This is a genomic window from Sinomonas flava, assembly GCF_039531875.1.
GTDB lineage: Bacteria > Actinomycetota > Actinomycetes > Actinomycetales > Micrococcaceae > Sinomonas > Sinomonas flava.
The window spans coordinates 14,768-39,356 of the sequence record NZ_BAAAQW010000010.1; the positions used below are offsets into that span (position 1 = coordinate 14,768).

17 protein-coding genes, 1 tRNA gene and 1 pseudogene are annotated in these 24,589 nt (G+C 69.1%); 11 read left to right on the plus strand and 8 right to left on the minus strand.

From position 1 onward, the window contains the following. Positions 1-1,134 precede the first annotated feature (1,134 nt). Positions 1,135-1,914 carry an isocitrate lyase/PEP mutase family protein gene (locus ABD298_RS15170; protein WP_344300599.1) on the plus strand — a complete coding sequence of 260 codons (780 nt, stop codon included), beginning with the start codon at positions 1,135-1,137 and terminating at the stop codon, positions 1,912-1,914. 89 nt (positions 1,915-2,003) lie between these two features. On the opposite strand, the gene ABD298_RS15175 is transcribed toward ABD298_RS15170, so the two are convergent. Together ABD298_RS15175 and ABD298_RS15180 are read right to left on the minus strand one after the other, a co-directional pair. After that, on the minus strand, positions 2,004-2,303 hold the full coding sequence (locus tag ABD298_RS15175) for a DUF4193 family protein (RefSeq protein WP_344300601.1): 300 nt from the start codon (positions 2,301-2,303) through the stop codon (positions 2,004-2,006). Between the two features lie 878 nt (positions 2,304-3,181). Then, on the minus strand, positions 3,182-3,835 hold the full coding sequence (locus tag ABD298_RS15180; RefSeq protein ID WP_344300602.1) for a TetR/AcrR family transcriptional regulator: 654 nt from the start codon (positions 3,833-3,835) through the stop codon (positions 3,182-3,184). A gap of 150 nt (positions 3,836-3,985) precedes the next feature. Between ABD298_RS15180 and ABD298_RS15185 the strand changes: the two genes are divergently transcribed. The 5 genes and pseudogenes from ABD298_RS15185 to ABD298_RS15205 all read left to right on the plus strand — a co-directional run. After that, entirely contained in the window at positions 3,986-5,338 is a 1,353-nt protein-coding gene (locus tag ABD298_RS15185; protein WP_344300603.1) for an MFS transporter, read from the plus strand. Positions 5,339-5,394: 56 nt separating this feature from the next. Then, a complete protein-coding gene (locus ABD298_RS15190; protein WP_344300604.1) occupies positions 5,395-6,312 on the plus strand; it encodes an NADP-dependent oxidoreductase in 918 nt (305 codons plus the stop codon). Between the two features lie 588 nt (positions 6,313-6,900). Then, positions 6,901-7,206, plus strand: a complete 306-nt coding sequence (locus ABD298_RS15195; protein WP_344300606.1) for a hypothetical protein — start codon at positions 6,901-6,903, stop codon at positions 7,204-7,206. Positions 7,207-7,904: 698 nt separating this feature from the next. After that, positions 7,905-10,655, plus strand: coding sequence for a transglycosylase SLT domain-containing protein (locus tag ABD298_RS15200; protein ID WP_344300607.1), 2,751 nt, complete (start codon positions 7,905-7,907; stop codon positions 10,653-10,655). Next, a pseudogene (locus ABD298_RS15205) lies at positions 10,652-10,885 on the plus strand (ribonucleotide-diphosphate reductase subunit beta); the annotation flags it as partial. The gene ABD298_RS15200 and the pseudogene ABD298_RS15205, both read left to right, overlap by 4 nt. 133 nt (positions 10,886-11,018) lie before the next feature. Here the strand turns inward: ABD298_RS15205 and ABD298_RS15210 are convergent. Together ABD298_RS15210 and ABD298_RS15215 are read right to left on the minus strand one after the other, a co-directional pair. Next, positions 11,019-11,095: transfer RNA gene (locus ABD298_RS15210), tRNA-Thr, on the minus strand. A 90-nt stretch (positions 11,096-11,185) separates the two neighbouring features. Continuing rightward, positions 11,186-11,614, minus strand: coding sequence for a hypothetical protein (locus ABD298_RS15215; protein WP_344300608.1), 429 nt, complete (start codon positions 11,612-11,614; stop codon positions 11,186-11,188). A gap of 274 nt (positions 11,615-11,888) precedes the next feature. On the opposite strand from ABD298_RS15215, the gene ABD298_RS15220 reads away from it, so the two are divergent. After that, positions 11,889-12,290 (plus strand): hypothetical protein, encoded by a 402-nt coding sequence (locus tag ABD298_RS15220; protein WP_344300609.1) that lies wholly within the window; start codon positions 11,889-11,891, stop codon positions 12,288-12,290. After that, complete coding sequence (locus ABD298_RS15225) at positions 12,287-13,294, plus strand: hypothetical protein (protein ID WP_344300610.1); 1,008 nt, start codon at positions 12,287-12,289, stop codon at positions 13,292-13,294. The genes ABD298_RS15220 and ABD298_RS15225 overlap by 4 nt, the downstream gene beginning before the upstream one ends. A gap of 602 nt (positions 13,295-13,896) precedes the next feature. On the opposite strand, the gene ABD298_RS15230 is transcribed toward ABD298_RS15225, so the two are convergent. Next, positions 13,897-15,141: a helix-turn-helix domain-containing protein gene (locus ABD298_RS15230; RefSeq protein ID WP_344300611.1), complete on the minus strand. Its 1,245-nt coding sequence runs from the start codon at positions 15,139-15,141 to the stop codon at positions 13,897-13,899. Positions 15,142-15,335: 194 nt separating this feature from the next. On the opposite strand from ABD298_RS15230, the gene ABD298_RS15235 reads away from it, so the two are divergent. Further along, positions 15,336-18,119: a transglycosylase SLT domain-containing protein gene (locus ABD298_RS15235; RefSeq protein WP_344300612.1), complete on the plus strand. Its 2,784-nt coding sequence runs from the start codon at positions 15,336-15,338 to the stop codon at positions 18,117-18,119. A gap of 25 nt (positions 18,120-18,144) precedes the next feature. Here ABD298_RS15235 and ABD298_RS15240 read toward each other — a convergent pair whose 3' ends face one another. After that, positions 18,145-18,972 carry an NAD-dependent epimerase/dehydratase family protein gene (locus ABD298_RS15240; protein WP_344300613.1) on the minus strand — a complete coding sequence of 276 codons (828 nt, stop codon included), beginning with the start codon at positions 18,970-18,972 and terminating at the stop codon, positions 18,145-18,147. A 241-nt stretch (positions 18,973-19,213) separates the two neighbouring features. Here ABD298_RS15240 and ABD298_RS15245 point away from each other — a divergent pair, with 241 nt between their 5' ends. After that, complete coding sequence (locus tag ABD298_RS15245) at positions 19,214-20,857, plus strand: DHA2 family efflux MFS transporter permease subunit (protein WP_344300614.1); 1,644 nt, start codon at positions 19,214-19,216, stop codon at positions 20,855-20,857. 4 nt (positions 20,858-20,861) lie between these two features. Beyond that, positions 20,862-21,632, plus strand: a complete 771-nt coding sequence (locus ABD298_RS15250) for a dienelactone hydrolase family protein (RefSeq protein ID WP_344300615.1) — start codon at positions 20,862-20,864, stop codon at positions 21,630-21,632. 74 nt (positions 21,633-21,706) lie between these two features. Here the strand turns inward: ABD298_RS15250 and ABD298_RS15255 are convergent, their stop codons facing one another. Both ABD298_RS15255 and ABD298_RS15260 read right to left on the minus strand, forming a co-directional pair. Next, entirely contained in the window at positions 21,707-23,872 is a 2,166-nt protein-coding gene (locus ABD298_RS15255; RefSeq protein ID WP_344300616.1) for a transglycosylase domain-containing protein, read from the minus strand. Continuing rightward, positions 23,872-24,546 (minus strand): hypothetical protein, encoded by a 675-nt coding sequence (locus ABD298_RS15260; protein WP_344300617.1) that lies wholly within the window; start codon positions 24,544-24,546, stop codon positions 23,872-23,874. Before ABD298_RS15260 ends, ABD298_RS15255 begins: the two co-directional genes overlap by 1 nt. Between the last annotated feature and the right edge of the window lie 43 nt (positions 24,547-24,589).

Below are 24,589 nucleotides of genomic sequence, written 5' to 3' on the forward strand. Positions count from 1 at the left end.
TCCGTACGAGTTCCCTCTCCCAATGGACTCAGCGGGCTGGTAACCCGCGACCCGGCACGGAGGGGCCCGGCAGCTGGGGCCCCTCCAGGGCCGGGACACGTCTCAGCGCCTGCCCGCGGCGGCGAGGGCTTCCCCGTCCAGATGCGGACTACCCGTCATCGCAGTGAGCGGCGAGAATGGTGGGAGCGCAATGGGCCTCAAGAGTCTGGGACCCCGGCTGCGCGTTGAGAATGATGCCCCCTCGACGACGTCGAGTGAGGGCAGGGCAGGCAGATCTTCCATGCTTCCTCGAAGCAGTCACTCCAGAACTACCTTCCACTCCGAGAAGTCCGTCCCGCGGGCTCATCCGGACCGTGAGCAGCACCCCGGCTCGGATCTCGCTCCGGCCCCCCACCGTCAGAGGACGCGGTTGCTCCGCGAACTCAGGCAGGCCGGGCTCGGTGACTCGGAGGCAAGGGCCGAGGCGTCGAGGCTGCTGGGCGGTGACATCTGGTGCGGATGATCGGGAAGTGCGGCCTGACGAGACGGACTTGACGCCGATGCGCTAGGCGAAGGCGATCTGGCGGGACTCGGGAGCAGGAACCCCGGCCGCTCGAAGTGAGGGCCCGCGGGCTCGAGTTCGCGGTGCCGCGCGGTCAGGCCTTGTGGCCCCCGCAGTGGGCCAGTCGAACCGCTGCCCTGCCGGCTGGACGGCCGCAGGACCATGACGAGCACGGCGAGGCTCATGCTGGCGGTGATGACGACAGGATGACGCTGACGATCATGCTGGCGACGACCCACCACCAGTACTCCCCGCGTCCGGCGCGGCCCGTGAAGGTGGCGTACTTCGCGAAGAAGCGGCGGATCGCATCCCGGAACGGCTGCGTGGCCTTCGGGAGACCTGCCGGGACACGCCCAACCCACCCTGTCCATGGCTGGGTACTGTCTGGTAGAAACAGTGGCAGCGTGCGACGGCGTAGTCCCTGCCTGCTGATTCGCAACATTGCACGTGCTGGAGGCGTCAGGCTGGCGCTCGGTCCTGAGGGAGGCCATTGGCCGGTCGGGCGCCTTCCGCGCGCCCCAGACGCTGCGCAGACCATCGTCAGGCACCGGACCGGCTGCCTGGTTCGGAAGGACCGAGAAGGAGGAATGGGTATGGCTGGGAAAACCACGGCAGAGCGGGCGCAGACCCTCAAGGCGCTGCATGAGGCCTCGGAGATCCTCCGCGTCGTCAACGTCTGGGACGCCGTCAGTGCGGCCACGGTCGCGGCCCTGCCCGAGACGAAGGCGATCGCCACGGCTGGCCACTCGATCGCGGCCTCCTACGGCTATCCCGACGGGGGGATGCCACTGGAGACGGCGCTGGCGGGGGTCAAGGCTGTGGTCGACGCGGTCGAGCTGCCCGTGACCGCTGACCTCGACGACGGCTACGACGACCCGGCCGAGACGGTCCGCCGGGCGATCGGCATAGGCGTCGTGGGCGCGAACGTCGAGGACCGCCTTCGGCCCTTCGAGCAGGCTGTGGCGCGGGTCGAGGCGATCACTGCGGCCGCCCAGAGCGAGGGCATAGAGTTCCAGCTCAACGCCCGCACCGACGCGATCGTGCGCGGTGGTGGCCGCTCGATCCAGGAGAGCATCGAGGACGCCATCCGCCGCGGCCAGGCGTTCCTCGACGCCGGCGCCGCCCTCGTGTTCGTTCCCGGTGCCCTCACCCGCGACACCATCGAGCCTCTCGTGGACGGGCTGGGGGCGGGCAAGCTCTCCGTTATCGGCGCCCCCGGCGCGCTGCCGGCGGCGGAGATGCAGAAACTCGGGGTGGCGCGCATCTCCTACGGGCCCTACACCCAGCGGGTTGCCCTGCGCGCGCTCCGCGACCTCGCCGCCGACCTCTACGGCTCCGGCGTCATTCCCGAGGACACGCCGGCCCTGAACTGAGCACACGCAGGCCCCGGCCTAGGACGAGGCCGTGGATGATCCGGCAGGGCCTGCACCGCGGAGATGAGGAGGTCAGCCTCCCTGCCGCGTCAGCCTTCGCAGTCGCGGCAGAAGGCCTGACCGCCGACCTCCACCTTCTGTGAGCGGTGGCGGACGAGGAAGCAGGACTGACAGACGAACTCGTCCTCGCCCTGCGGGACTACTTGGACAGTGAGCTCGTCGGTCAGGATTTCGCCGCCGCGCAGTTCCCCGGCCTCGCCGCTGTCGTCCACGTCGAGCTCGCGCACGACGCTGCGCGCATCGGGGGCGCTCACCGACTTCACCGCCTCAAGCGATTCGTTCTGGGATTCCTTCACGTCGGAGCGCAGTTCGTCGAAGTCGGCGGCCACGGTGCTGGTGTTCCTCTCAATGGTGGGGGCAAGAGCAGCTACCGTACACCAGTCAGCTGCGCGTCGGCGCGGCAAGGCCGTAATCAGCCGCGGATCAGGCGCAGGCGGCCTGGCTGGGACGAGGCCTCCAGACCGCCGAGAATCCCTAACACCGTCCGGCAGGGCCAGCGCTCCAGGCAGCCTTCACAGGCGGCTGCGGCATGTTCGTCGGCAGGAGCATGGACCCAGAGCAGGACCTCGCACCCCTCGAGTGAGTACCTGCTGTGCGACATCCGCCGTCGGCGCGCCTCGCCGATCAGCTCGAGCATCGTCCCGTGCAGCGGCGAGGCCGGTTCTTGATAGGGCATGCCAAAGGAGATACCCGATCAGCAGGAAGCAGAAACCGAGAGCAGTCGGTTCGGTTGCTCAAGTCCACGTGCGACTCGACGCATGGCCCGCGCCGCACGCCGCCCTGGGTCAACGCCCTGGAAGCCACCGGGCGCCCGCATCCGGGGGCGCACGAGCAGAAGACCGGACGGGTCGTCGCAGGGTAGGGGAGCGCGGCGGGCAGCGTCCCCAAGTGCTTGGCGCAGTCGGAGTCGAAGGAGGCGTACCCGGTGAACTCGAGTCTCAGGTGCACATCGGGACTCCCGCCTTGCGGGTCTGCCGGTGGGCCAGGATGAGCTCGGCCACGACCTCCACCCTCCCCGCGTCCGCTGTCTCCTCGGGTGCCGGCGCGAGGTGGCCTACACCTACATACCCCGTGCGGGGGTTGCCTCATCGTGTAAATTGCCGGATGCGCACCGATCGGTCACTGCTCGTTAGAAGGGGTGGCGGCTCCCGAGGGTATCGTCGTGGGCGACACCCGGATTTGTAGACCTGCCTTGATCATTGGCGGGCTATTGAAGCCGGGGTGAGGCGCAGTCGAGAGCGGTCTCGAAGGTCTGCACATAGTCGATGGCGGCCTGCAGGGCGTCTCTCAGCGGGGCCGCGTTCCGCTGGACCTGGGAGAGGAGCATCCCGCCCTGGAACGCCGAGAGCAGAAGATTGGCCAGGCGGGTGGGATCTGCATCGGCGCTGATCCGGCCGAGCTCCTGCATGCGCTGTAGTCCGTTGCGGAAGATGTCCCGCCACTGGTCGAACGCGTCCGCGAGCTGATCGTGGACGTCGAGGTCAGTCTTGATGATCTCGCTCGCGAGCGACCCGAGAGTGCAGCCTTCCTGATGGGCGCGCTCGAAGCCGACGTAGAAGTCCGCCCACTCCTGCAATGCGTCCAGGCTGTCGAAGCTGGCGAACCGCTCGCTGCGATGGAACGAGAGGACCCGCTCGGCGCGCCATTCGATGACGGCCAGGATGAGGCTCTCCTTGGTCGGGAAGTAGTGGTTGAGCTGGGACCCGCTGACGCCGGCCGCCCGTCGGAGCTGCTCGTTGTTCGTCGCATGGACGCCCTTGGTGTAGATGAGCTCCGCGGCCTGCTCCAGAATCCGCTCGCGGGTCGCCTGCCCCTTGCCGGTGAGCTTCCGCGGCTCCCGAATCCCCGCACTCGCTTTCATGCTTCCAAGCATAGATCAAAAGTGGGCTTGACAGCCCACTCATAGCCGCGCTTAATGGAGGAAATGGGCTGGCAAGCCCAAAAAATCGGATCGACGGGTCAGGGTTCCAGTGGCTTCTCGTTCCAGACCCCACTAAGGAGGTGATCTGCTGTGCCGCGACAGGACTTGGCTCTCGAGCAGCAATCAGGACCAGCGAAAGATCGATTCGGCCGCCAGGAGGGCCTAGTGCTGGCCTTCGCTTCGGCGGTGGTCGCCTTGCTGGCCTCATTCGCCACGGTGGGTTCGACCATTCCGCTGTTCAACATCTATCGGGCTCAGGACGGCTTCAGCAGTGCCGACATCTCCCTGACCGTGGTCGCCTACTCGGTCGGAACTCTCGGAACACTGCTGGGCACGGGGCGCCTGTCCAACTACACGGGCAGGCGCCCCGTCTCCATCGCCAGCCTCGCCTTTCTGATTGCGGGAACGCTGACGCTGCTGAACGTGCACCACATAGGCATCCTGATCGCCGGTCGGCTGCTGATGGGATTCGGTGCCGGGCTGGCCAGCAGCAGCCTTACCTCCTACATCGTCGACGCGGCACCGGCCCGGCCGGCATGGCTGGCCTCGGTGGCCTCCAGCCAGCCGGTCATGCTCGGGCTGGCCGTGGGCGCCGTCGTATCCGGTGCCCTGGTCCAGTTCGGGCCGTGGCCGCGCGACCTCGTGTACATCGTCGACATCGGCTTCCTCCTGCTCGCAGCCGTGATGGTCGCCGTCAGCCCCGAAACCGTGACCCGGACATCGGGTGGTTGGCGGTCGTTGCGCCCGAGCGTCCACCTGCCCGTCGGAGTCAGGGATCTGCTCCCTGTCGCGGCCGCGGTCTTCCTTGCTATCTGGGCAACTGGAGCCTTCTACCAGGCCTTCGTGCCCGCACTGGTCAAAGACCAGCTAGGCACCGATAGCCCGCTCGTGCTTGGACTGGTGTTCGCCGCCTACATGGGCGCGAGCGCACTGGGTGCTCCCATCGGCGGCCGGTTCACCGTGGCCGGGGCTCAGCGCGTCGGCATGGTTGGCTTCGTGGCCGGGTGGATGGGCCTTGTTACCGCGATCGCTACAGGCGCGCTTCCGGTGTTCATCACTGCAACGGTCCTCGCCGGCGCCGGCCAGGGCGTCGCTATCAGCGCAGCCACCCGGGCACTCCTGCACGGCGGAACTTCAGCCGACCGGGCGCCGATCCTCGCTGTGGTCTACCTTGTCTCCTACAGCGGGGCGAGCATTCCCAGCCTCATCTCGGCTCAGCTCTCCGGAGCCTTCTCGCTGCCGCAGATCTCACTCGGATACGGCGGCCTCGCCCTCCTCGCCACGCTGTTCACGGCCCTCTCGGCGCACAACCCACGCACACCTGCGATCAGCGAGAGCCCGGTAAGCGTAGCGGGCAGCCGTCAGAGAGGCCAGCCGGTGACGATCTGGACGACGGAACCTGACCTACCTGCCACCGAGTGCGCCGCGCTCATCCCCAACTAGCCCGGCACGTCCGCTTCAACTTCCCGCGAAACAGATCCACGACAGAGGAGAAACCAATGAAAGCCATCGTGGTCACCGATCAGGCAGCAGGACTTGCCGGAATGACGCTGACCGAGCGCCCCGAGCCGACCGCGGCAATAAACGACGTGGTCGTCCAGATTCACGCATCGGGATTCGTTCCGACCGAGATGGACTGGCCGTCGACCTGGACCGATCGCGCCGGCCACGACAAGGCACCGTCGATCCCCGGACATGAGGTGGCGGGCGTGGTCAGCGCCCTCGGCTACGGCACAACCGGACTGTCGATCGGACAGCGGGTCTTCGGGCTCGCCGACTGGCATCGCGACGGAACCCTCGCCGAGTATGTCGCAGTCGAGGCACGCAACCTCGCCCCGCTGCCCGGCGACGTCGACTTCACCGTTGCCGCATCCCTGCCGATCTCAGGCCTGACCGCGTGGCAGGGCCTGTTCCAGCACGGCCGCCTGCAAGCCGGACAGGCAGTCCTTGCCCACGGCGCCGCCGGGGCGGTCGGGACGATGGTGACCCAGCTCGCCCGCGAGGCTGGAGCCTACGTCATCGGCACGGGCCGCGCCGCCGACCGGGAGAAGGCGCTCGACTTCGGCGCGGACGAGTTCGTGGACCTCGAGAACGATGCGCTCGACGCTGTCGGCCGCGTCGACCTGGTCTTCGATGTCATCGGAGGCGAGATTCAGAAGCGGTCCGCGGCCCTCATCAAGCCTGGGGGAACGCTGGTGTCCATCGTCGGGCCGGTCGAGGCCCACCCGGCCGATGGCTTGGCGGTGGACTTCGTCGTGGAGGCCGATCGCGCCGAGTTGGTCGAGATCGTGCAGCGGGTCCGGGACGGCCGACTGCGGACGAACATCGACACCATCGCGCCCCTCGACGAGGCGGTGTCAGCCCTCAACCCGACCGTCCGCCGCAAGGGAAAGACGATCATCAGCATTCGCCCGTAACATGGTGGAATCCGCGTGGACCGGATCGACGGACCGGCTAGGTAGGCGGCGTTGAGGCGTCGCCTACCAACGCGGATGGACCGGTTCGGGACCGAGCTCGGCCACATCGTCAGGATCCGCGCTCAAAACAGTTCGGACCTTCGCCCCGTCTGCCGGCAGATCTCCGGGGCGGAGCCGCGGGACGAGCGCGAGCTGTAGCAGCGGTACCCGGAATGCCCAGCGAGGTGCTCGAAGACAGCGCCGAGCAGTCCGCTAGGAACGGCCTGTCCTGGTCCTTCGGGACCCCACGCAGCTGGACGCGGCTGAGCCCTCACGGCCGAGGGGCCACAGAAACAAGTTGCCTGCCACCAGGGGCCTGGGCTGAGCTGGCCGCGATCTAGACCGACCCGCCGATCACGCCGCTGCGCGCGCTGGACGTCGTCGCGTGGCGGGCCGGGCAGGCGGCGCTGCCGCGGCGGAAGGGCCGGTGCGCTGCCGCCCTAGACCCTCTCTGAGGCAGGCGAGGGGGCGTTGGCCGCACGGCCTGAGCTCGCCGCCTTCTAGGACGCAGCGGTCGCCTGCGCCGAGGCCGACCAGCGCATCGCATCCGTGGCCGAATCGGAGGCCCGGAAGTGGTTCCGTGCCCAGTCCACTGCCAGGGGCTGGTCCGGGATCGCGATCGTGACGCTCGGCGCGCTGCTTGCCGCCGTGCGGGTCCTGACCCTGTGGTCTCTGGCTGTGACGGTGGCCGTCGCCGTCGCCTGCTTCGTCGTTTCTGTCCTGGCCCGCACGCCCGGGTACCGGGGCCATGCCGTGGCTGTCTCCGGGCTCGCTCGCCCCCCACATGGGCCGTGTGGTGCCCTGCCATCGAGGCCGCCGCCAACTGGCTCGAACGCCACCCCGCACCCGGTCTGACCGCGGAGGAGATCAGCACGCTCAGCCCTCAGCGTAGACCGCCAGGGCGTGCCCGGCGCCTTCTCTGTGCCTGCACCGGCCACTGGTGAGGGACCTCGGCTGTCCCGACGCATGCGGTCCGTTCCAATCCCGAAGGACCCATGCACGGCTGCGTCCGCCCCCAGCACGGCAAACCGACACCGCCGGCCGCCGCACACCGGCACCGCCTGGACAGGGGGCTGGTGGGCGCTTCTGCTTGCCGGGATGGGAGCCATCGGGCCCTCCAAGGCGGCGCAAGCCCTCAGGATCACCGCAGGATTGGCGCAGGAACGGGAATCGCAGGCTTTCAGGCAGAGACGATGTTTTCGTGCCCCCTCTGACGCGTCCCCGCCGAGCGCCCGCGCGCGCGCCCTCGGCGGCGCCGTCGCCCGTCCAGGCCGCCGACACGAGCACGACGGCGACCGCCCACTCCGCCCCCCAACCCCCAGCCCGCCCACGGAACCAACCGGCACTGATCGGCTGCGCAGCACTCAACCTCGTGCTCGGGTCCGCCCTCACGCACCGCCGCAGCCCCGGCCCCGCACGGTGCGGAGAAGGCGACGCCCCCGGCGGAACACCGGCCCCGACCGCCCCGGGCAGCTCCACTGCCGCCTAGGCCAGCCCCACCACCCCCGCATTTGGAGGAACCCATGCGCCGACGCGCGCCCAGACACCGAGCCGTGCCCGCCAAGAAGCGGCGCCCCGACAGGGGGCACCGGCACAGCGCCGCACGGCGCGGCGTGACCTCGGCCACCCTCGTCCTGACCGTCCTGGCAAGCCCCGTCCTCATCGGCCAGCCAGCCCAGGCGGCCACCCTCCCGGCCGCCGTCACGACCGCGTTCCCGCAGCGGGCCGCGCAGCTCTCCGTCACCCTCGTCACACTGCAGACCCGGGACAAGACCGCCGGGGACGCCGCAGCGCTCGACGTCAACGCCTACCGGAACGCCATCTCCTCGGCCAGCACCTACTGGTCCTCGATGTCCTCCGGGCGCATAGGTATGCGGGTCGACCGGGTCCTCGCCGGATTCCGCACCTCCGCGTCCTCCGCCGACGACTTCACCGTCATCATGGACACCGTCGCCCGCGAGATCGGCTGGTCCGCCGGAGGGAACAGCGTCCTCATCCTCGCCGTCCCCCGCGACGACGTCATGGTCTACGGCTCCGGCGGAAACCTCGGCGCCGGCTGGGCCGCCGGGCAGACCAGCGGCCGCATCCTGCTGCCCCGGCCGTCCAATTTCACCGGCCCCGTCACCGCGCACGAGGTCGGCCACGTCCTCGGCCTCGGCCACGCCAACACCCTCCAGTGCAGCAACGGTGCCGCCGACTCCGCCCGCGGCGCAGGCCGCTTCGCCGACGCATCGTGCAGCACCCGCGCCTACGGCGACCGCACCGACCTCATGGGCGTCTCCCAGTGGAGCCAGCCCCACCTGAACTCCTACCTGTACGAGTACGGCGGGTTCGGGCGCGGCGACGAGATCACCGACGCCGGGACCGCCGGAGCCACCGTCACCTACACCCTCCTCCCCTGGGGAGGGACAGCCTCGCACCGGGCCCTGAAGTTCAAGGACCCGGCCACCGGGGAGTGGTACTACGTCCAGTTCAAGACCAATACCGGCTACGACGCCCCGATCGCAGTCGGCGGCAACCGCGGGATCGAGATCATCAAGGGCGGCCTCGACGAGAGCGAATCGCTGCTCATCCCGCCCTCCACACTCCCGTTCGCCGGGATCTACGCCAGCAGCCTGGCCTGGCAGGCCGGGCAGACCTTCACCACCGCCGGCGGCGCCCGTGTGACCGTGAACTCAGTCGGGGCGGATACTGCAACCGTGACCATCGCCGGGAAGAACGCCCCGCCCGCGGCCGTCGCGACAGTGATCGACGCCAAGGCCGCCCAAGCCGGGCTCGGCTCCGCCATCGGCGACTTCGGCGCGATCCGCAGCGGCGGGTTCTACCGCATGTACCAGCGCGGCGCCGTCGTCTGGACTTCCTTCACCGGCGCGCGCATCTCCGCCGGCGGCATCCGCACCGCCTGGGCCCGCAACGGGTACGAGGACGGACACCTCGGCTACCCCACCACGGACGAGATCGGCGGCCTCAAGGGCGGGGGCGTCTACCAGATGTACGAGGGCGGGGCCATCATCTGGAACCCCACCCTTGGCGCCTTCGAGTCCAGCGGGGCCATCCGCGACGCCTGGTCCCGCAACGGGCTCGAGAACGGCAAATTCGGATACCCCACCAGCGACGAGATCCGCGGCCTCAAGAGCGGCGGCTCCTACCAGACCTTCCAGGGCGGGCTCATCATGTGGTCCCCGACCACCGGGGCACACGAGTCCCTCGGCGGCATCCGCAACGCCTGGCAGCGCACCGGATTCGAGGACGGCTACCTCGGCTACCCCACCACCGACGAGATCGGCGGCCTGCGCGACGGCGGGGCCTACCAGATGTACCAGGGCGGGGCCATCCTCTGGTCACCCAGGACAGGGGCGCACGAGTCCGGCGGCGCGATCCGCGCAGCATGGGCCCGGTTCGGGCTCGAGAACGGCAGGTTCGGGTACCCCACCAGCGACGAGGTCCGGGGCCTGCGCGATGGCGGCTCCTATCAGGCCTTCGAAGGCGGGCTCATCATGTGGTCCCCGAAGACCGGGGCGCACGAGTCGGTCGGCGCCATCCGGAACGCGTGGCAGCGGGGCGGGTTCGAGGACGGCTACCTCGGCTACCCCACCACCGACGAGATCGGCGGCCTCAAGGGCGGCGGCGTGTACCAGATGTACCAGGGAGGGGCGATCGTATGGTCCCCGAAGACCGGGGCGCACGAGTCCGGTGGTGCGATCCGTCAGGCCTGGGCGAAGGCAGGGTACGAGAACGGGAACCTCGGCTACCCCACAAGCGACGAGTACGCGATCTCCGGCGGCAAAGCGCAGGACTTCGAGGGCGGGCGCATCGAATGGCGGCCCGGCTCGGGCACGACCGTCGTCGACCCGCTCCGCCCCGAGGGAAACACCGGCACCATCATTCCCACCGCCCCGGCGTCCGGGACCGAGACCGCCGTCCAGATCCAGTCCATGGTGCGCCAGACCGCCACCCAGATGGGCGTCGACCCGGCCCTGGCCCTCGCCGTGGCCGAGCAGGAGTCCGGCTTCCGGCAGAACGTCACCTCGTCCGTCGGGGCGATCGGCGTCATGCAGATCATGCCCGCCAACCGGGACTGGCTCGCCGCGCTCTCCGGCCGGCCCGCACTGGACCTGCGCAACGCCTCCGACAACATCGCGGCCGGTGTCGCGATGCTCCGCTGGCTGCGCGGCCAGGCGCCCTCCCTCGACGTGGCCATCGCCGGCTACTACCAAGGCCTGGGGTCGGTCCAGTCCAAGGGCATGTACGAGGACACCAAGGTCTACGTCTCGCAGGTCAAGGCGCGCATGGCCAAGTACTGACCGCCCGGCCCGTCGCCCGGCAGGACGAGAAGGATGTCGAGGTATGGAACTGCCCCATGAACACCTTCTGGCTGCCCCAAAAGGTGCCGCTCTCCAACCACATCCAGTCCTGGGCCACCCTCACCCCGGCCGAGCAGCCGCTCACGATGCGCGCCTTCACGGGCCTCACGGTGGTCTGCACGATCCAGGGCACGGTCGGCGCCGTGAGCCTCATCCCGGACGCGGTCAGCCTGCCGCCGAACGGAAGAGGCTTCTGTCCGGCGAACGGGAAGACTGTTGCAGGTGTTTCCATGGGAGCGGTCGGCAGGGAGGAAGAGTAAAACCCCTCTTGATCTGCGTTTCCGCAGGTCAAAGAGGGGTTCTTGGAGCCCCCTGCCGGATTCGAACCGGCGACCCTCTGTTTACAAGACAGATGCTCTGGCCAACTGAGCTAAGGAGGCAGGGCGACCGCGCAGGCTGTGCCTGCGGCGTGCACCAATCCAGACTAGCGCCTCGCGTGTCCCTGTCGGGAATTGGACGGATCCGCAGAGTCAGCGGTGCTCGCGGAGGGTGCGGTCGATGATGTCCCTGATCTCGAGCAGGGTCTCCACGGAGAGGTCGGAGGTCAAGGTGCGGGCAGCGAAGGACTTCACCTCTGCCTCGCGCATCGTGCGGAGCAGCTCGAGCTGGGCTCCAACCCGGTCCGGGATCTCCGGCTCCGGGTCCGTGAGGTAGGTGACGGGCACGCCGAACATGTCGGCCAGGGCGTGAAGGAGCTTGGTATCGGTCGTAAGCGGGCCAGTGCCAGCACGCATGTAGTGCCACCGCTGTCTCGAGACCTGGGCTCCACGTTCCTCGACTCCACGTTTGATCTCCGGGAACTGCGGCCGCTCTCCTCCGCGCTCGGCGGCAGCGATGTCCAGCAGGGTGTTGAGCCGCTGGGCCAGTGCCGCCGCGGAGGGCGGTAGCGGTTCAGGCATGTGGTACCTCCTCGGTCTTGATTATCATAACGATTTCTCGCTTTACCCGCCTTTCCCGCCCCCGGCGAATCAGGCCCCGCTGAGGAGGCGAATGACCGCGTCTGCGGTGAGTGCGGGCGGAGGTTAGTCTTGGTCTCATGCGAGAGAATTTGCCCGGCGGAATGGCGCCGTGAGGAGGCGCCTCCGGCGTGATGGCCTCGGAGCTGTCCGGAGTGAAGCCTCCGAGGCTGTTTCCCGACTCGGCCTCGGTTCTGCCTTTGGCTTCCAAGAGCTGGTGGATTCGGTGGCCCGGTTCCGCGGAACCCGGCTCGATATCAGGGCTGTGCCGAGCCTCGGCAAAGGTGAGGTCAGTGCACTGTGGCTGTCCATGCGGGACGCCGAGTTGATCCTCCACGTCCACACCGAATCCGAGCTTTATCGGGAACAGATAATTCTGCACGAGCTCGCCCACATGATTCTGGGACACGATCTTCAGGAAACGGGTTCCATGGCTCAGAATTCCCTTCTTCCCGATCTGCCGGCGGCTTTGATCCAAGGCGCGCTCGCCCGCTGCCGCGAGCGGAGCCGGATTGAACTCGCCGCGGAGGTGCTCGCCGATCTGCTCGCGAAAGGCCTGAGCGCCTCGCGTGGGTCGTCCGGAGGGGAACCGCTCAAGTTCTCAGAAGTGTTCGGATGACGGTGCACGTTGCGGCTGCAGCGGCTCTGGGCCTCCTGGCTCTGCTCCGCCTGCCCACACTCGTGAGGCGGGGAGACTGCGTCTTCTTCGTCGCAGTCTTCGCGGCAGTCGCCTCGGCCCTGGACGTCGCCCCGATCGCAACGGCGGTGGACGCCGCGGTGGGCGTGCGCGGGATGGCCGCGCTTCTGGGCGGACTGCTCATGATCGCGGCCTTCGGCGCCATCCGCCTGTCTGTCCTGAGAGCAGTCGTCCCCGAGACGGACGTCCAGGACGAAGTCCAGCGCGCGATTCTCCTCGCCTGCGTCGCCGCCGCGATGTACCTCGGCTCCTTCCTCTGCATGTGGCTCGTCGCGCCGGGCAACCCCGGAGTCGGCGAGGCGCTCCTGACCAGGGTCGCCAAGGAATCGGATGTCGGAGCGTTTGTCTGCGGGACCGTGCTGAACGGCTTCTTGGCGCTCGCCTCGCTCTCTGTCCTGCGCGCGTGCCTCCGACACGTGCCCGACATGGCGTCCACGGCCTTCCGCATGGGCTTTGCCTGCGTGGGCGCAGGAAGCGTGCTGCGCATCGGATCCCAGGCTGTGCAGGAAACGAGGGGAGTCCTCATCATGCTCGGCCGACCCGAGCTCGGCGCCGTCCCCCTGGATTCGCTGAGCCTCGTCCTCGGTGGGACCTCGATGCTGGTGATGGCACTCGGGCTGACCCTCCCGGCACTGCTCCGCCACCTCGGCCCTTTGGGCCTTCGTCACCGTCTCCAGCTCCTCAGGCTCGTCCGTGTGTGGCGTCGCACCACGGCGGCGTATCCAGAGGTGGTGGTCCACCGCAGCCTGACGCCGGCCCACGGAGTGTTCTCGGGGGAACCGAGGGCATACCTGCATCGGGCTGTCGTGGAGCTCATCGACTGCGAAGTGCTTTCGGGCGGACGGCTCTTCACCGACCGTGAGCGCGGTGCGCTGTGGCAGGCAGAGTCGATGCTGTATGCGTCGCCTGTCAGGGCTGCGGGATGACGCCGCGCAGGAGCGGACTCCGGATTCTCGGGTACGCGTGCGTCACGGCCACCCTGACGTTCACGGGGGTGTCAGCTCTTCAGGCCGTGGTCAATCCGCCCCTGAAGCAGCTCGAGCAGCTGTGGCCGCCTCAAGAGGGCGCGCCTTCTGCCCCGCCGGCGACGAGCGCGGCTGAGGATGCCGGAAACGGCCACATGGCCCCCACGTCTGAGGGGGACTCGCCGGCAGCCCAGCTGCCGTGGTGGGCGTGCGACCCCGGTTGCTCTCAGCCGGCGGCCGCGCCGTCGGGCCATGCCGACGGCGCGGCTGCTGGCCCCGGATCGTCGCGCGACGAACGGAGCCACGAGAAGTCCGACGTCGACCAGGGGCTCACCTCCCGCGGGGGTGCCGGGCCGACGGCTCGCCCGGAGCCGCGGGCCCAGGACGGGGATTCCGCCGGCAAGCCGGCGCCACCTCCCTCTGGGCGGGACGACGGGAGCACCGAGGAAGCGACGAGGCCCGACGACAAGGGCGTGAGCCGGGCACCGAGTGGAAAGCCGTTGCAGGGCCAGGGGAGCCAGGGCGAGGGGAGCCAGGGTCAGGGGAGCCAGGGGCAGCCCGACTCATCCAGATGACGTGCGGAACGAGGTGCGTGTTTCGACTGCAGCGCTGATGCATTCGTTGACCCTGTTCCATGCCCCGGCGTCGGCGAAGTGCTGCCGTGCGGCGTCGAGCTGTTCGAGCGCGTCGGAGGTGCGGCGGAGTGTCCCGAGCGTGCGCCCGTAGAGGAGCGCGACTTCCCCGGCGGGGTATGACCCGAGGTCGAGGGCTTCCGGTGCAAGGTCCTCGAGCCGCTCCGCGGCAGCGGCGGGGTCTCCCGAGAGATAGAGCCATTGGGCGCGGATGAGCGCGACGTCGAGATGGTCGCGCGGGCTGCCGCCGACGATCTCGAGGGACATCTCCGCCCGTTCAAGGGCGGCGAGGGTAGCGGGCTCGACGCGCCCCGCTGCGAGCCGCGCGGCGGCGGTGGCCTTATTGAACTGGGCCCAGAGCCCCAGGTCCTGGGCGGGGGAGAGGAGCGCCGCGGCGCGCTCGTGACGGTCGACTCCCTCTTCGCAGTCGCTGCGCATGAATGCGACATTGCCGATCGCCCACTCGACTTGGCCCGCGAGCTGGGGCGATGTGCCTTCGACGAACGAGGCGAGGTGCCGGCAGTGCTCCCACGCCTCATCGAGGTGCCCACGGTCCGCCAGCGCGGCGACCAGGACATTCAGGGCGCTGACGTGGGTCGTCGACGAGTGCGCGTGCCGTTCGGCCAGTGCGACGGCTTCCCGGGCCCGCTCTACCGCGGCATCCAGCTGGCCGAGGCCGTGGCACGAGGCAGCAAGCAGCTGCTGTGCCCGGCCAGCCAGGGAAGGGGACTCTGCGACGATCGGGTGTCCGAGGAGCTGATCGGCGAGTCGCTGGCACTCGGCGAGGTCTCCCAGTTTGAGGGCGCACTCGGCCTGCATGTACGTCATGTTCCACCAGTCGCTGTGGTGGCCGCTCGCCAGGGCCAGCTGCGCCGCCGCCTCAGCATGCGACGCTGACCGGGCGTAGTCCCTCCCGTCCCACGCGTCGCGGGCACTGAGCTCAGCGAGGACGAATTCGGCGTCGTGGGCACGAGCCTCTTGGAGTGGGTCGAGGTCGCTGGGGGCGACTTTCAGGCGGTCTGCCAATTCGGCGAGGACGCCGGGAGTCGGTTCACGAAGGCCGGACTCGAGCATCGAGATATAGACCGCGGAGCAGAGGTTCCTGCCGAGTTCGGCCTGCGACAGGCCTCTCTCCATTCGCTTCGACTGCAGGCGAGCGCCGAATCGGACACCCATGGTCAACTCCTCCGCACGCTGGTACAGGGCTTGTGGCGCGGATTGGCCCTTTTCCACGGGTGACTCCGGCGACGCCTGTTCGGGAACATGTATATCATCCCTTTTACATGTAAAAGATCCTCTGGAGGTAGGGGCGTTTACATGTCCGACTTTCACTGATCTCGGGCGAGAATTCGCCCTACCGGAGGACACCCATGCGCCGTCGCACCCCCAAGCACCGCGCCGAGCGCACGAAGCGTCCTGCGGCTGCCCCGCCCCGGGCGGCGGCAGCCGTTGCCGTTGCCGTGGCGCTCGCTGCCGTCCAGCAGGGCGCGACCGCGACCGCTGCCCAGGCCGTGGCCGATGCGCAGAGCACGAAGTCGGCGCCGTCCGTTCTGGCCACCGCCTACCCCCAGCGCACGGCCCAGATCAGCGTCACCCTGGTCACGCTGCAGACGCGGGACAAGACCGCTGCGGATGCCGCATCACTGGATGTGGCGGCCTACCGCACCGCGATCCAGTCGGCCAGTGCGTACTGGTCGTCGATGTCGGCTGGCAGGATCGGGCTGCGCCTCGACCGCGTCCTGACGGGCCAGCGGACTTCAGCCGCCTCCGGGGACGACTTCACCGTCATCATGGATACCGTTGCAAGGGAGATCGGATGGACCCCGGGCACGGCCAACGTCCTGATGCTGGCGATTCCGCGCGACGACGTCGTCGTATACGGCGCAGGAGGGAACCTCGGCGCGGGATGGGAGTCGGGGCAGACGAGCGGGCGCATCCTCCTCCCGAAGCAGTCCAACTTCACGGCTCCGGTGACGGCCCATGAGATGGGGCATGTCCTCGGGCTCGGGCACGCCAACACCCTCCAGTGCACCAACGGGGCAGCGGACTCGACACGGTCCGTCGGGCGCTTCAGCGACAGCGCCTGCAGCACCCGCGAGTACGGCGACCGCACCGACCTGATGGGCGTGTCGCAATGGAGCCAGCCGCACCTGAATTCCTACCTCTTCGAGTACGGCGGATTCGGACGCGGGGACGAAGTCCTGGACATCGGCACTCCGGCGTCCCCCACGAGCTACATCCTCACGCCGTGGGCGGGCACGGGCCCCAGGAGGGCCGTGAAGTTCCGGGACCCCGCGACCGGTGAGTGGTACTACCTGCAGTTCAAAGCCCCGACCGGGTACGACGCGCCCACCGCCCTCGGCGGCAACCGCGGTGTAGAGATCATCAAGGGCAGCCTGGACGAGACGGAGTCACTGCTCATCCCTCCGAGTACCCGCCCGTTCGCCGGCTACTACGCCACTGATCTGGCCTGGCAGCCTGGCCAGACCTTCACCACCGCCGGCGGGGCGAGGGTCTCGGTCGACGCCGTCGGCGCGACGGCGACCGTCACCGTCGCCGCGAAGAACGCGCCGCCAGCCGCCGTCGCGTCACTCATCGATGCGAAGGCCTCCCAGGCCGGCCTGGGTCCTGCCTATGGCGACTTCGGCGCCATCCGCAGCGGCGGCTTCTACCGCATGTACCAGAGGGGTGCCGTGGTCTGGACGGCGGTCACGGGAGCGCGCGTCTCGACAGGCGCGATCCGGAGCGCCTGGCAGCGGCAGGGCTTCGAGAACGGCTACCTCGGGTACCCCACTACGGACGAGATCCGGGGCCTGCGCGACGGCGGCGTGTACCAGATGTACGAAGGGGGCGCGATCGTCTGGAATCCCCTCACCGGAGCGTTCGAATCCGGCGGTGCAATCCGGGCAGCATGGCTGCGGTTCGGGCTCGAGAACGGCAAGCTCGGGTACCCCATCACCGACGAGATCCGGGGCCTGCGCAACGGAGGCTCCTACCAGGCCTACCAAGGCGGCATGATTGTGTGGTCGTCCACCACGGGGGCTCGCGAGTCCGGCGGAGGAATCCGTACCGCGTGGCAGCGGCAGGGGTCCGAGAACGGCTACCTCGGGTACCCCACTACGGACGAGGTCAGGGGCCTGCGCGACGGCGGTGTGTACCAGATGTACCAGGGCGGTGCCATCGTCTGGTCCCCCCAGACGGGCGCACACGAGTCCGCCGGTGCGATCCGGGCAGCATGGCTGCGGTTCGGGCTGGAGAACGGCAAGTTCGGCTACCCCACCACGGACGAGGTCAGGGGCCTGCGCAATGGAGGCTCCTACCAGGCCTACCAAGGTGGACTGATCATGTGGTCGCCCACGACCGGAGCGCACGAATCGAGCGGCGGCATCCGCGCGGCGTGGCAGCGGCGCGGCTTCGAGAACGGCTACCTCGGATACCCGACCACCGACGAGATCCGGGGCCTGCGCGACGGCGGCGTGTACCAGATGTACCAAGGGGGCGCGATCATCTGGTCGCCGAAGACGGGAGCGCACGAGTCGGGTGGAGCCATCCGCCAGGCATGGGCGGGACTCGGCTATGAGGGCGGCACCCTCGGCTACCCCACGAACGACGAGTACGCCATCACGGGTGGCGTGGCACAGGACTTCGAGGGCGGTCGCATCGAATGGCGCCCAGGTTCCGGCGTATCCGTCGTCGATTCGCTCCGGGCAGGCGGAAGCACGGGCACGATCATCGCCGCGCCGACTCCGACGGCGACGGAGTCTCCCGCCCAGATCCAGTCGATGGTCCGCCAGACCGCCTCGCAGATGGGGGTCGACCCCGCACTCGCACTTGCTGTGGCCGAGCAGGAGTCGGGCTTCCGCCAGAACGTCACCTCATCCGTCGGGGCGGTGGGAGTCATGCAGATCATGCCCGCCAACAGGGACTGGCTCGCCAGCCTCACCGGCCGGCCGAACCTCGACCTGACGAAGACAGCGGACAACATCGCCGCCGGCGTGGCCCTGCTCCGCTGGCTCCGCTCGAACGCGGCCAGCCTCGACCAGGCGATCGCCGGCTACTACCAGGGCCTCGGCTCGGTGCAGACCCGAGGCATGTACGAGGACACCAAGACCTATGTCGCACAGGTCAAGGCCCGCATGGCGAAGTTCGTCTGAGCCCCGGTCACCGGTTCCCGCAGGCTCAGCTCGTGGCGCCCCGGTCTCCGGGACGCAGCGCCGCCGTCGGGATGGGGACCGATCGCTGGGCTCCGAGCACGGGAGGCAGCGTCTGCGGGTCGAGCAGGGGTTCCGCGGCGATGTTGAAGGCGCCGCGCGCACGGGCCGCGAGGACCCGGGCATACGCGTCTGCGGCGTCCTCGGCATGCACGGCCTGGAAGACCATGCCCGGCGGCATCGGCAGGACGGGCACCCGCACCCGGGCCACCTGCTGGGGGATGAACCGCCCGAGGAAGAACCGCCCGACCTCGGACGCCTGCCCCGACTGGAAGATCAGGCCGGGACGGAGGCGGGCCACCGCGATCTCCGGGTGGTCCGCCTCGAAGCGGTCCAGAATGCGCTCGACGTCGGCCTTCTGCCGGCTGTAGTGCGAGGTGTGGAGTCCGCCGGTCGGCCACGATTCGTCGACTCGGCGATCCTTCGGCCCGGGGCTGTACGCGCCCACCGACGAGGCATAGACGAGGTGCTTGACGCCTGCCTGCGCCGCGGCGTCGAACACCCGGGCGCTCCCGTCCACATTGACCCGGCGGAGCTCCTCTTCGTGGTGGTTCGGCTGGATCACCCAGGCGAGATGGACGACGGCGTCGCACCCCTCGAACGCCGACCGCAGGTCCACCGTGGCGTCGGGGGCGGCGATGTCCACGGCGTGCCAGGAGGCACTCCGGTACGGCGCCGACGCCGCATCGGGCTCCCGGCGGCCCACCCCGACGAGCTCGTGGCCTCCGTCCGCGCAGAGGGTCCGCAGCAGTGCCGTTCCCACGTTTCCTGTCGCCCCGACGACGGCGATGCGCATGTCTGCTCCTTCGGAAGACGGTGCCTGAGGACCTCCTTTCCCCGCCGCAGCGACGGCAACCAGACGCACGGTGGCGGTAGCCCAGGGAATCGGCGCAGGCGAAGCGTTGTTCTCTCGAAAATCGAGAAGTAAGATCATCGAAAAACTTGCTCCGCCGGGAGGCTCTGACATGAACGGTACGTCTCGCCCGTCCCGTGGGCTGGTTCCCCAGACAGCGGGGAACGCGGCCTCAGCGCCGGCGATGGAAGGGCGACGTCGGTGGATCGGGCTCGTTGTGATAAGCCTCGCCGTGTCGCTCATCATCGTGGACTCGACGATTGTCAACGTCGCCATCCCCTCCATCGTTCAGGACCTCGGCATCGATTCGACGGGAGTGCAGTGGGTCCAGGAGTCCTATACGCTCGTCTTCGCGGCGCTCCTGCTTGTCTTCGGCACGCTCGGGGACCGGTATGGCCGGCGACGGCTGCTCCTGATCGGCGTCGTCGTGTTCGCGCTCTCCTCGGTCGTGGCGGCGCTGGCCTCGGACGGTAGCGTCCTCGTCGCCTCGCGCCTTGTCCAGGGTGTGGGCGGGGCGATGGTGTTGCCGTCCACCCTCTCGCTGATCAATGCGGGGTTCAGGGGACCGGAGCGTGGAATCGCCTTCGCGGTGTGGGGCTCGACAATCGGAGGAATGTCCGCCGTCGGCCCACTGCTCGGTGGCTGGCTGACTACATCCTTCTCGTGGCGTTGGGCGTTCGGGATCAACATCCCGATCGCCGCGGTCATCGTGGTCGGAGCCCTTGCCGCAGTCGCCGAGTCCAGAGACGGAACCCGTCGTCGTCTCGATCCGGTAGGGGCGGTGCTGTCAGTCGTCGCGTCGGCAGCCTTGGTCTTCGCCCTCATCGAGGGACGCGCCTATGGGTGGTGGGCCGTGGAGCACCGCCCGCGCGTCGGATCCTGGGAGTGGCCGGGCGACATCTCTCCGATCCCCTACGTCCTGGGACTCGCGGTCATGGCAGCTCTCGCCTGCGCCTTCTGGGCCATCCGGCGCGATCGCTACGGCAAGGGAAGCATGTTCTCCGTTGAGCTCCTGCGCATACCATCGTTCCGCAACGGAAATATCGCGGCGCTCATCGTCTCGCTTGGCGAGTTCGGAATCATCCTCGTGCTCCCCATCTGGCTCCAGAACGTCCTCGGGTTCAGCGCCCTGGAGACCGGGCTGATCCTTCTCGCGCTCGCGATCGGCTCCTTCGCGGCCAGTGGTCTTGCCGGCGCAGTCGGGCACCGCGCCTCGGCAGTGATCGTGGTCCGGGTAGGCCTCGCGGCCGAGATCGCAGGGGTTGCCGGCCTCGGCATCGTCATCGGGCCCGGCACTACCTGGGGCCTCCTCGTCCCCTTCCTGTTCGTCTATGGCTTCGGCGTGGGACTCGCGACAGCGCAGCTGACCGGCGTCGTGCTCAAGGACGTCCCGGTGACGCTGAGCGGGCAGGCATCCGGAACCCAGAGCACGTCGCGGCAGATCGGTTCCGCCCTGGGCATTGCCGTCCTCGGGACGGTCCTCTTCTCTTCCGCCGCCGGGGTCCTGGGCAGCTCGCTCGATGCGCGGGGAGTGCCCGCGGACCAGCGCGACTCCATCGTCGCCGCCGTCGTCGACAGCTCCGGGGGCGCCATCGCAAGTCTCGCCGGGTCACCCGCCACCGCGCAGGCAGCCTCTGATTCGCGCGTGGCGTTTTCCGAGGGGACGCGGCTGGCGGCGTGGTCGGCCGCCGGATTCCTTGCAGTGGGTCTCCTCGCCACACTCTCCCTCAGCGGAGGCGCTGGCGGACGGCGCCTGCAGGGCGGGCCTCCGGATGAGGGACTGGCAGAACCTGCCCGGGCCGGGGCCCAGCAGCCGCCGGTATCCTGACGCCGTGTCGACTGAACTGATCACGATTCCTGCTCCGGATGGCACCGCGGAAGCCATCGTCGCCCGTCCGTCGTCCGGGGAGGGTCTGTTTCCCGGCGTCATCCTCTACATGGACGCATTCGGCCTCCGCCCGCGCATCGAGGAGATGGCCCAGCGCATTGCGGACTGGGGGTACGTGGTCCTGGCCCCGAACGTCTTCTACCGCGAGGGCGCTGCGGCCGAGCTCGCGCCTCAGACCGACATGACCACGCCTGAAGGTCGCGAGGCGGCAGGGAAGGCCGCCTTCCCGCGGGTCCGCGGCCTCACTGCGTCCAAGGCCCTGCCCGATATCGACGCCTGGGTTGCCGCGCTTCGTGGACTCCCCGGGGCCGCACCCGGACCGATCGGGACGACCGGGTACTGCATGGGTGCGCGCCTTGCCGTGCGGACGGCAGCGGCCCACCCCGAGGCGGTTGCCGCCTGCGGCGGGTTCCATGGCGGCGGCCTCGCGACGGACGAGGCGGACAGCCCTCATCTGGGCCTGCGGCAAGCGAGGGCGCGCTTCGTGTTCGGCCACGCCGACCACGACAGGAGCATGGGTCCCGAGGCCGTGGCGCGCCTCGATGCGGCGCTCGCGGAAGCCGGCTTGACGGCATCGAACGTCATCTACTCCGGCGCCGCCCACGGCTACACGATGGCGGACACGTCCGCCTACAACGAGGAGGCCGCCGAGCGCCACTTCCGCGAGCTGCGCGAGCTCCTCGACACCACCCTCAAAGGCCCAGCGGACCTATGATGGACGTGCTTGAGAAGCGCGCGTTCCCCCGGAGGTGACCTCATCGGCCACCTCCGGGCCGGCCCCCTGCTGGGCTACCTCTTGCCGGTGATGAGCACAGGCGGTGGAGGATCGAACCCGCCGTGGTCGAACAGGCCGACCACCTTCTGCATGTAGAAGGCCCACTGCGGTCCGGCGATGTAGGCGCCGTCGACGCTCGGCCAGAACCTGCCGTTGACCACGACGTTCCGCCCGACCCGGTCCTCCGGGTTGCGCAGCGCCTCGCCGAAGAACGACGCCGTCGCGACGCCCTTGGTGAACCCCATGACCCAGGTCTGGCTGTTGTACTGGTTCGTGCCGGTCTTCGCGGCCGCCGGGACCCCGAGCTGGATCGTCTTCCCGGCGTCGTCCTTGATGTTGTAGCCGGAGCCCTTCGTCAGGACGTCCTGGAGCACGTTGGTCACGGCCTTGGCGACGTCGGGACTGATCGCTCCTGCCCGGCACTTCTGCTCCTGGCCGCCGATCCGCTGCCCGTTGGCGTCCTTCACCTCGGTGATCGAGATCGGGACGCAGTAGGTCCCGTTGGCCGAGAAGGTCGCGAACATGCTCGCCATCGTCACAGGCGACACGTTCGGACCGCCCAGCAGGTTGCCCAGCGTGGACATGTCCAGCTTCTGGTCCTTGCCCTCGCCGTCGTGCAGTCCGAGCGCGTCCGCTGCCCGCTGGATGTCGCAGAAGTCGTTGAGGCCGGCCGCCGTGGCGAAAGTCGCGGTGTTGATCGACTGGTAGATCCCCTCACGGACCGGCATGGGCCGATACCACTGCGGCTCGTTGTTCTGCAGGTCGGGAGCCGTCCCGAGGCCCACCGTCGTGTCGTCGAAGGCGCCGGTGACCTTGGTGCACGTGGTCTTCCACGGGTAGTTGAGCGGGTACCGCCGCTGGGCGGCGTTGACGACTTGGTCGGTCGGCTTGCCCTCGCTGAGCCATGCCGTGAGCGTGACCGGCTTCATCGAGGATCCCGGCTGGAAGCCGCCGGCTCCCCCGAGGTCGTTCCCGTTCGCGTCGAGGCGATCCACGTTGAAGTTGTAGGACGTGACGAAGTCCAACCCCTGGCCTTGGAGCATCCGCGTGTTCTGGGCCATCGAGAGCACCTTGCCCGTGCCCGGCTGGATCGTTGTGAGCGCGGTGCCCCACTTGTCCGGGTTGGCCCCCGCGGTCGCATCCACTTGGGCCTGCGCGGGCGCCTGGAGCCGCGGGTCGAGCGTCGTCGTGATCGTCAGGCCCCCGCGCGTCAGCAGCTGGAGCCGGTCATCCGCCGTCGCGCCGTAGGCGGGGTCATTGAGGATCTGGTGGAGGACGTAGTCGCAGAAGTACTGGGCCTGGGCCGCGTAGGCGCAGCCCTGCATCGTGGGCTTGACCGCCAGCTGGATCGGCGTCGCGACGGCTTCTGTGTACTGGGCCTGCGTGATGTACCCCCGCTTGAGCATCGCGTCGAGGACCAGGTTGCGGCGCTGGAGCGAGTTGTCCGGGTTCGTGACGGGATCATAGACCGAGGGCCCGTTGACGAGCCCGGCGAGGAGGGCCGCCTGCGGAAGCGTGAGATCCTTCGCGTCGACCGAGAAGAAGTGCTGGCTTGCGGCCTGGATCCCATACGCATCGCGGTTGAAGAACACGATGTTGAGGTACCCCTCGAGGATTTGGTCCTTGGAGTACTGCTTCTCGAGCGCGATCGCGAGCTTCATCTCGCGGAGCTTGTCGCCGATGCTCTTCTGGCCGTTGAGCAGCACCGCCGGGTCCTCGCCCTGGGCGATGGCGTTCTCCTTGAGGACGTTGGCGACGTACTGCTGAGTGAGGGTGGAGGCGCCCTGCCTGTCGCCCCGGAAATTCGCCATGACGGCCCGGAGGATGCCGGTGGTGTCCACGCCCCCGTGCTCGTAGAAGCGGTAGTCCTCGATCGCGATGATGGCATTCGTGATATTCGGCGACATGGCCGCGAGGGGGACCGGTGTCCGGTTCTCGCTGTAGACCGAGGCGATCGGCGACCCATCCGCCGCGACGACCTTCGTCACGCGCGCCGGTGGCGTCACCTTCAGCTCCGAGGGGAGGCTGTCGAAGAACTGCACGGAACCGTTCGCGGCGCCCCACGTTGCGGCGACCGTCGGGGCCAGGAATCCGACCGCCAGGACACCGCACAAGGCGCTGACGGCGAGGAAGGCGACGAGCCTCCCCAAGGTTCCAGCCAGGGCGGACAACCATCTCATCAAGGACCGTCCTCACTCAGGCGCCTCAGGTACGTGTCAACGTTATAGGGGCTCCCGGGCGGGGGCTGCGAAGGGTCCGCCGGCGGCGCGGGGCGTGGCGGGGAAGCGTCGGGCCGGGCAGCCGGCCTGTAGTGGCGGTCCTCGAAGCCCTGCCGCCGCTGACGGCGGAGGAACGCCAGCCAGCTCGAGCCCACGACGACCAGCACGAACGGGACCCCGGCGACCCGCCCGATGTCGAGGAAGGCCAGGCACACGAGCACCAGCACGAGCCAGCGGGCCCCGAACGCGGCGAGATTGACCGGCGGTGCACTGCGCCCGGCGCGCCACAGGGGCCGAGGGTCGGCGCCGACTGCCCGCAGGATGCGCTCTGCCTGCCCGATCGTGAGCCGGCGGAGGCTCGGTGTCTGGCCGGTCTGCTGCCAGACGGCCCTGCGCACGTAGGCAATCTGCAGGGGCTGCGCGGGAGGAGTGCCGTCCGGGGCCAGGAGCGCGCGCCAGGCGGAGGTGGTCTGCTGGCTCACGACGCCGAGGCCTTCCCGCCGCGGTCGGGTCGCGCGTGTGCGGGGCTCGGCCTGGCGCTCCACGGGAAGCGGGGCGGGACGGCGGGCAGCAGCCGAGGTGCGGTACGACCGTCCGTGCCGCGCCCCCCGGACCCGGTAGTGGATGTGCCCCACGGGACCTCCTCTGGCTTCCTCCATTGTAGGAGCGCCTACCCTT

Coding starts and splice junctions, on each gene's coding strand:
- ABD298_RS15230 (WP_344300611.1), bottom strand. CDS start 15,141: ATGGGTGTCCGATTCGGCGCTCGCCTGCAGTCGAAGCGAATGGAGAGA.
- ABD298_RS15215 (WP_344300608.1), bottom strand. CDS start 11,614: ATGCCTGAACCGCTACCGCCCTCCGCGGCGGCACTGGCCCAGCGGCTC.
- ABD298_RS15190 (WP_344300604.1), top strand. CDS start 5,395: ATGAAAGCCATCGTGGTCACCGATCAGGCAGCAGGACTTGCCGGAATG.
- ABD298_RS15235 (WP_344300612.1), top strand. CDS start 15,336: ATGCGCCGTCGCACCCCCAAGCACCGCGCCGAGCGCACGAAGCGTCCT.
- ABD298_RS15255 (WP_344300616.1), bottom strand. CDS start 23,872: ATGAGATGGTTGTCCGCCCTGGCTGGAACCTTGGGGAGGCTCGTCGCC.
- ABD298_RS15170 (WP_344300599.1), top strand. CDS start 1,135: ATGGCTGGGAAAACCACGGCAGAGCGGGCGCAGACCCTCAAGGCGCTG.
- ABD298_RS15180 (WP_344300602.1), bottom strand. CDS start 3,835: ATGAAAGCGAGTGCGGGGATTCGGGAGCCGCGGAAGCTCACCGGCAAG.
- ABD298_RS15245 (WP_344300614.1), top strand. CDS start 19,214: ATGGAAGGGCGACGTCGGTGGATCGGGCTCGTTGTGATAAGCCTCGCC.
- ABD298_RS15240 (WP_344300613.1), bottom strand. CDS start 18,972: ATGCGCATCGCCGTCGTCGGGGCGACAGGAAACGTGGGAACGGCACTG.
- ABD298_RS15225 (WP_344300610.1), top strand. CDS start 12,287: ATGACGGTGCACGTTGCGGCTGCAGCGGCTCTGGGCCTCCTGGCTCTG.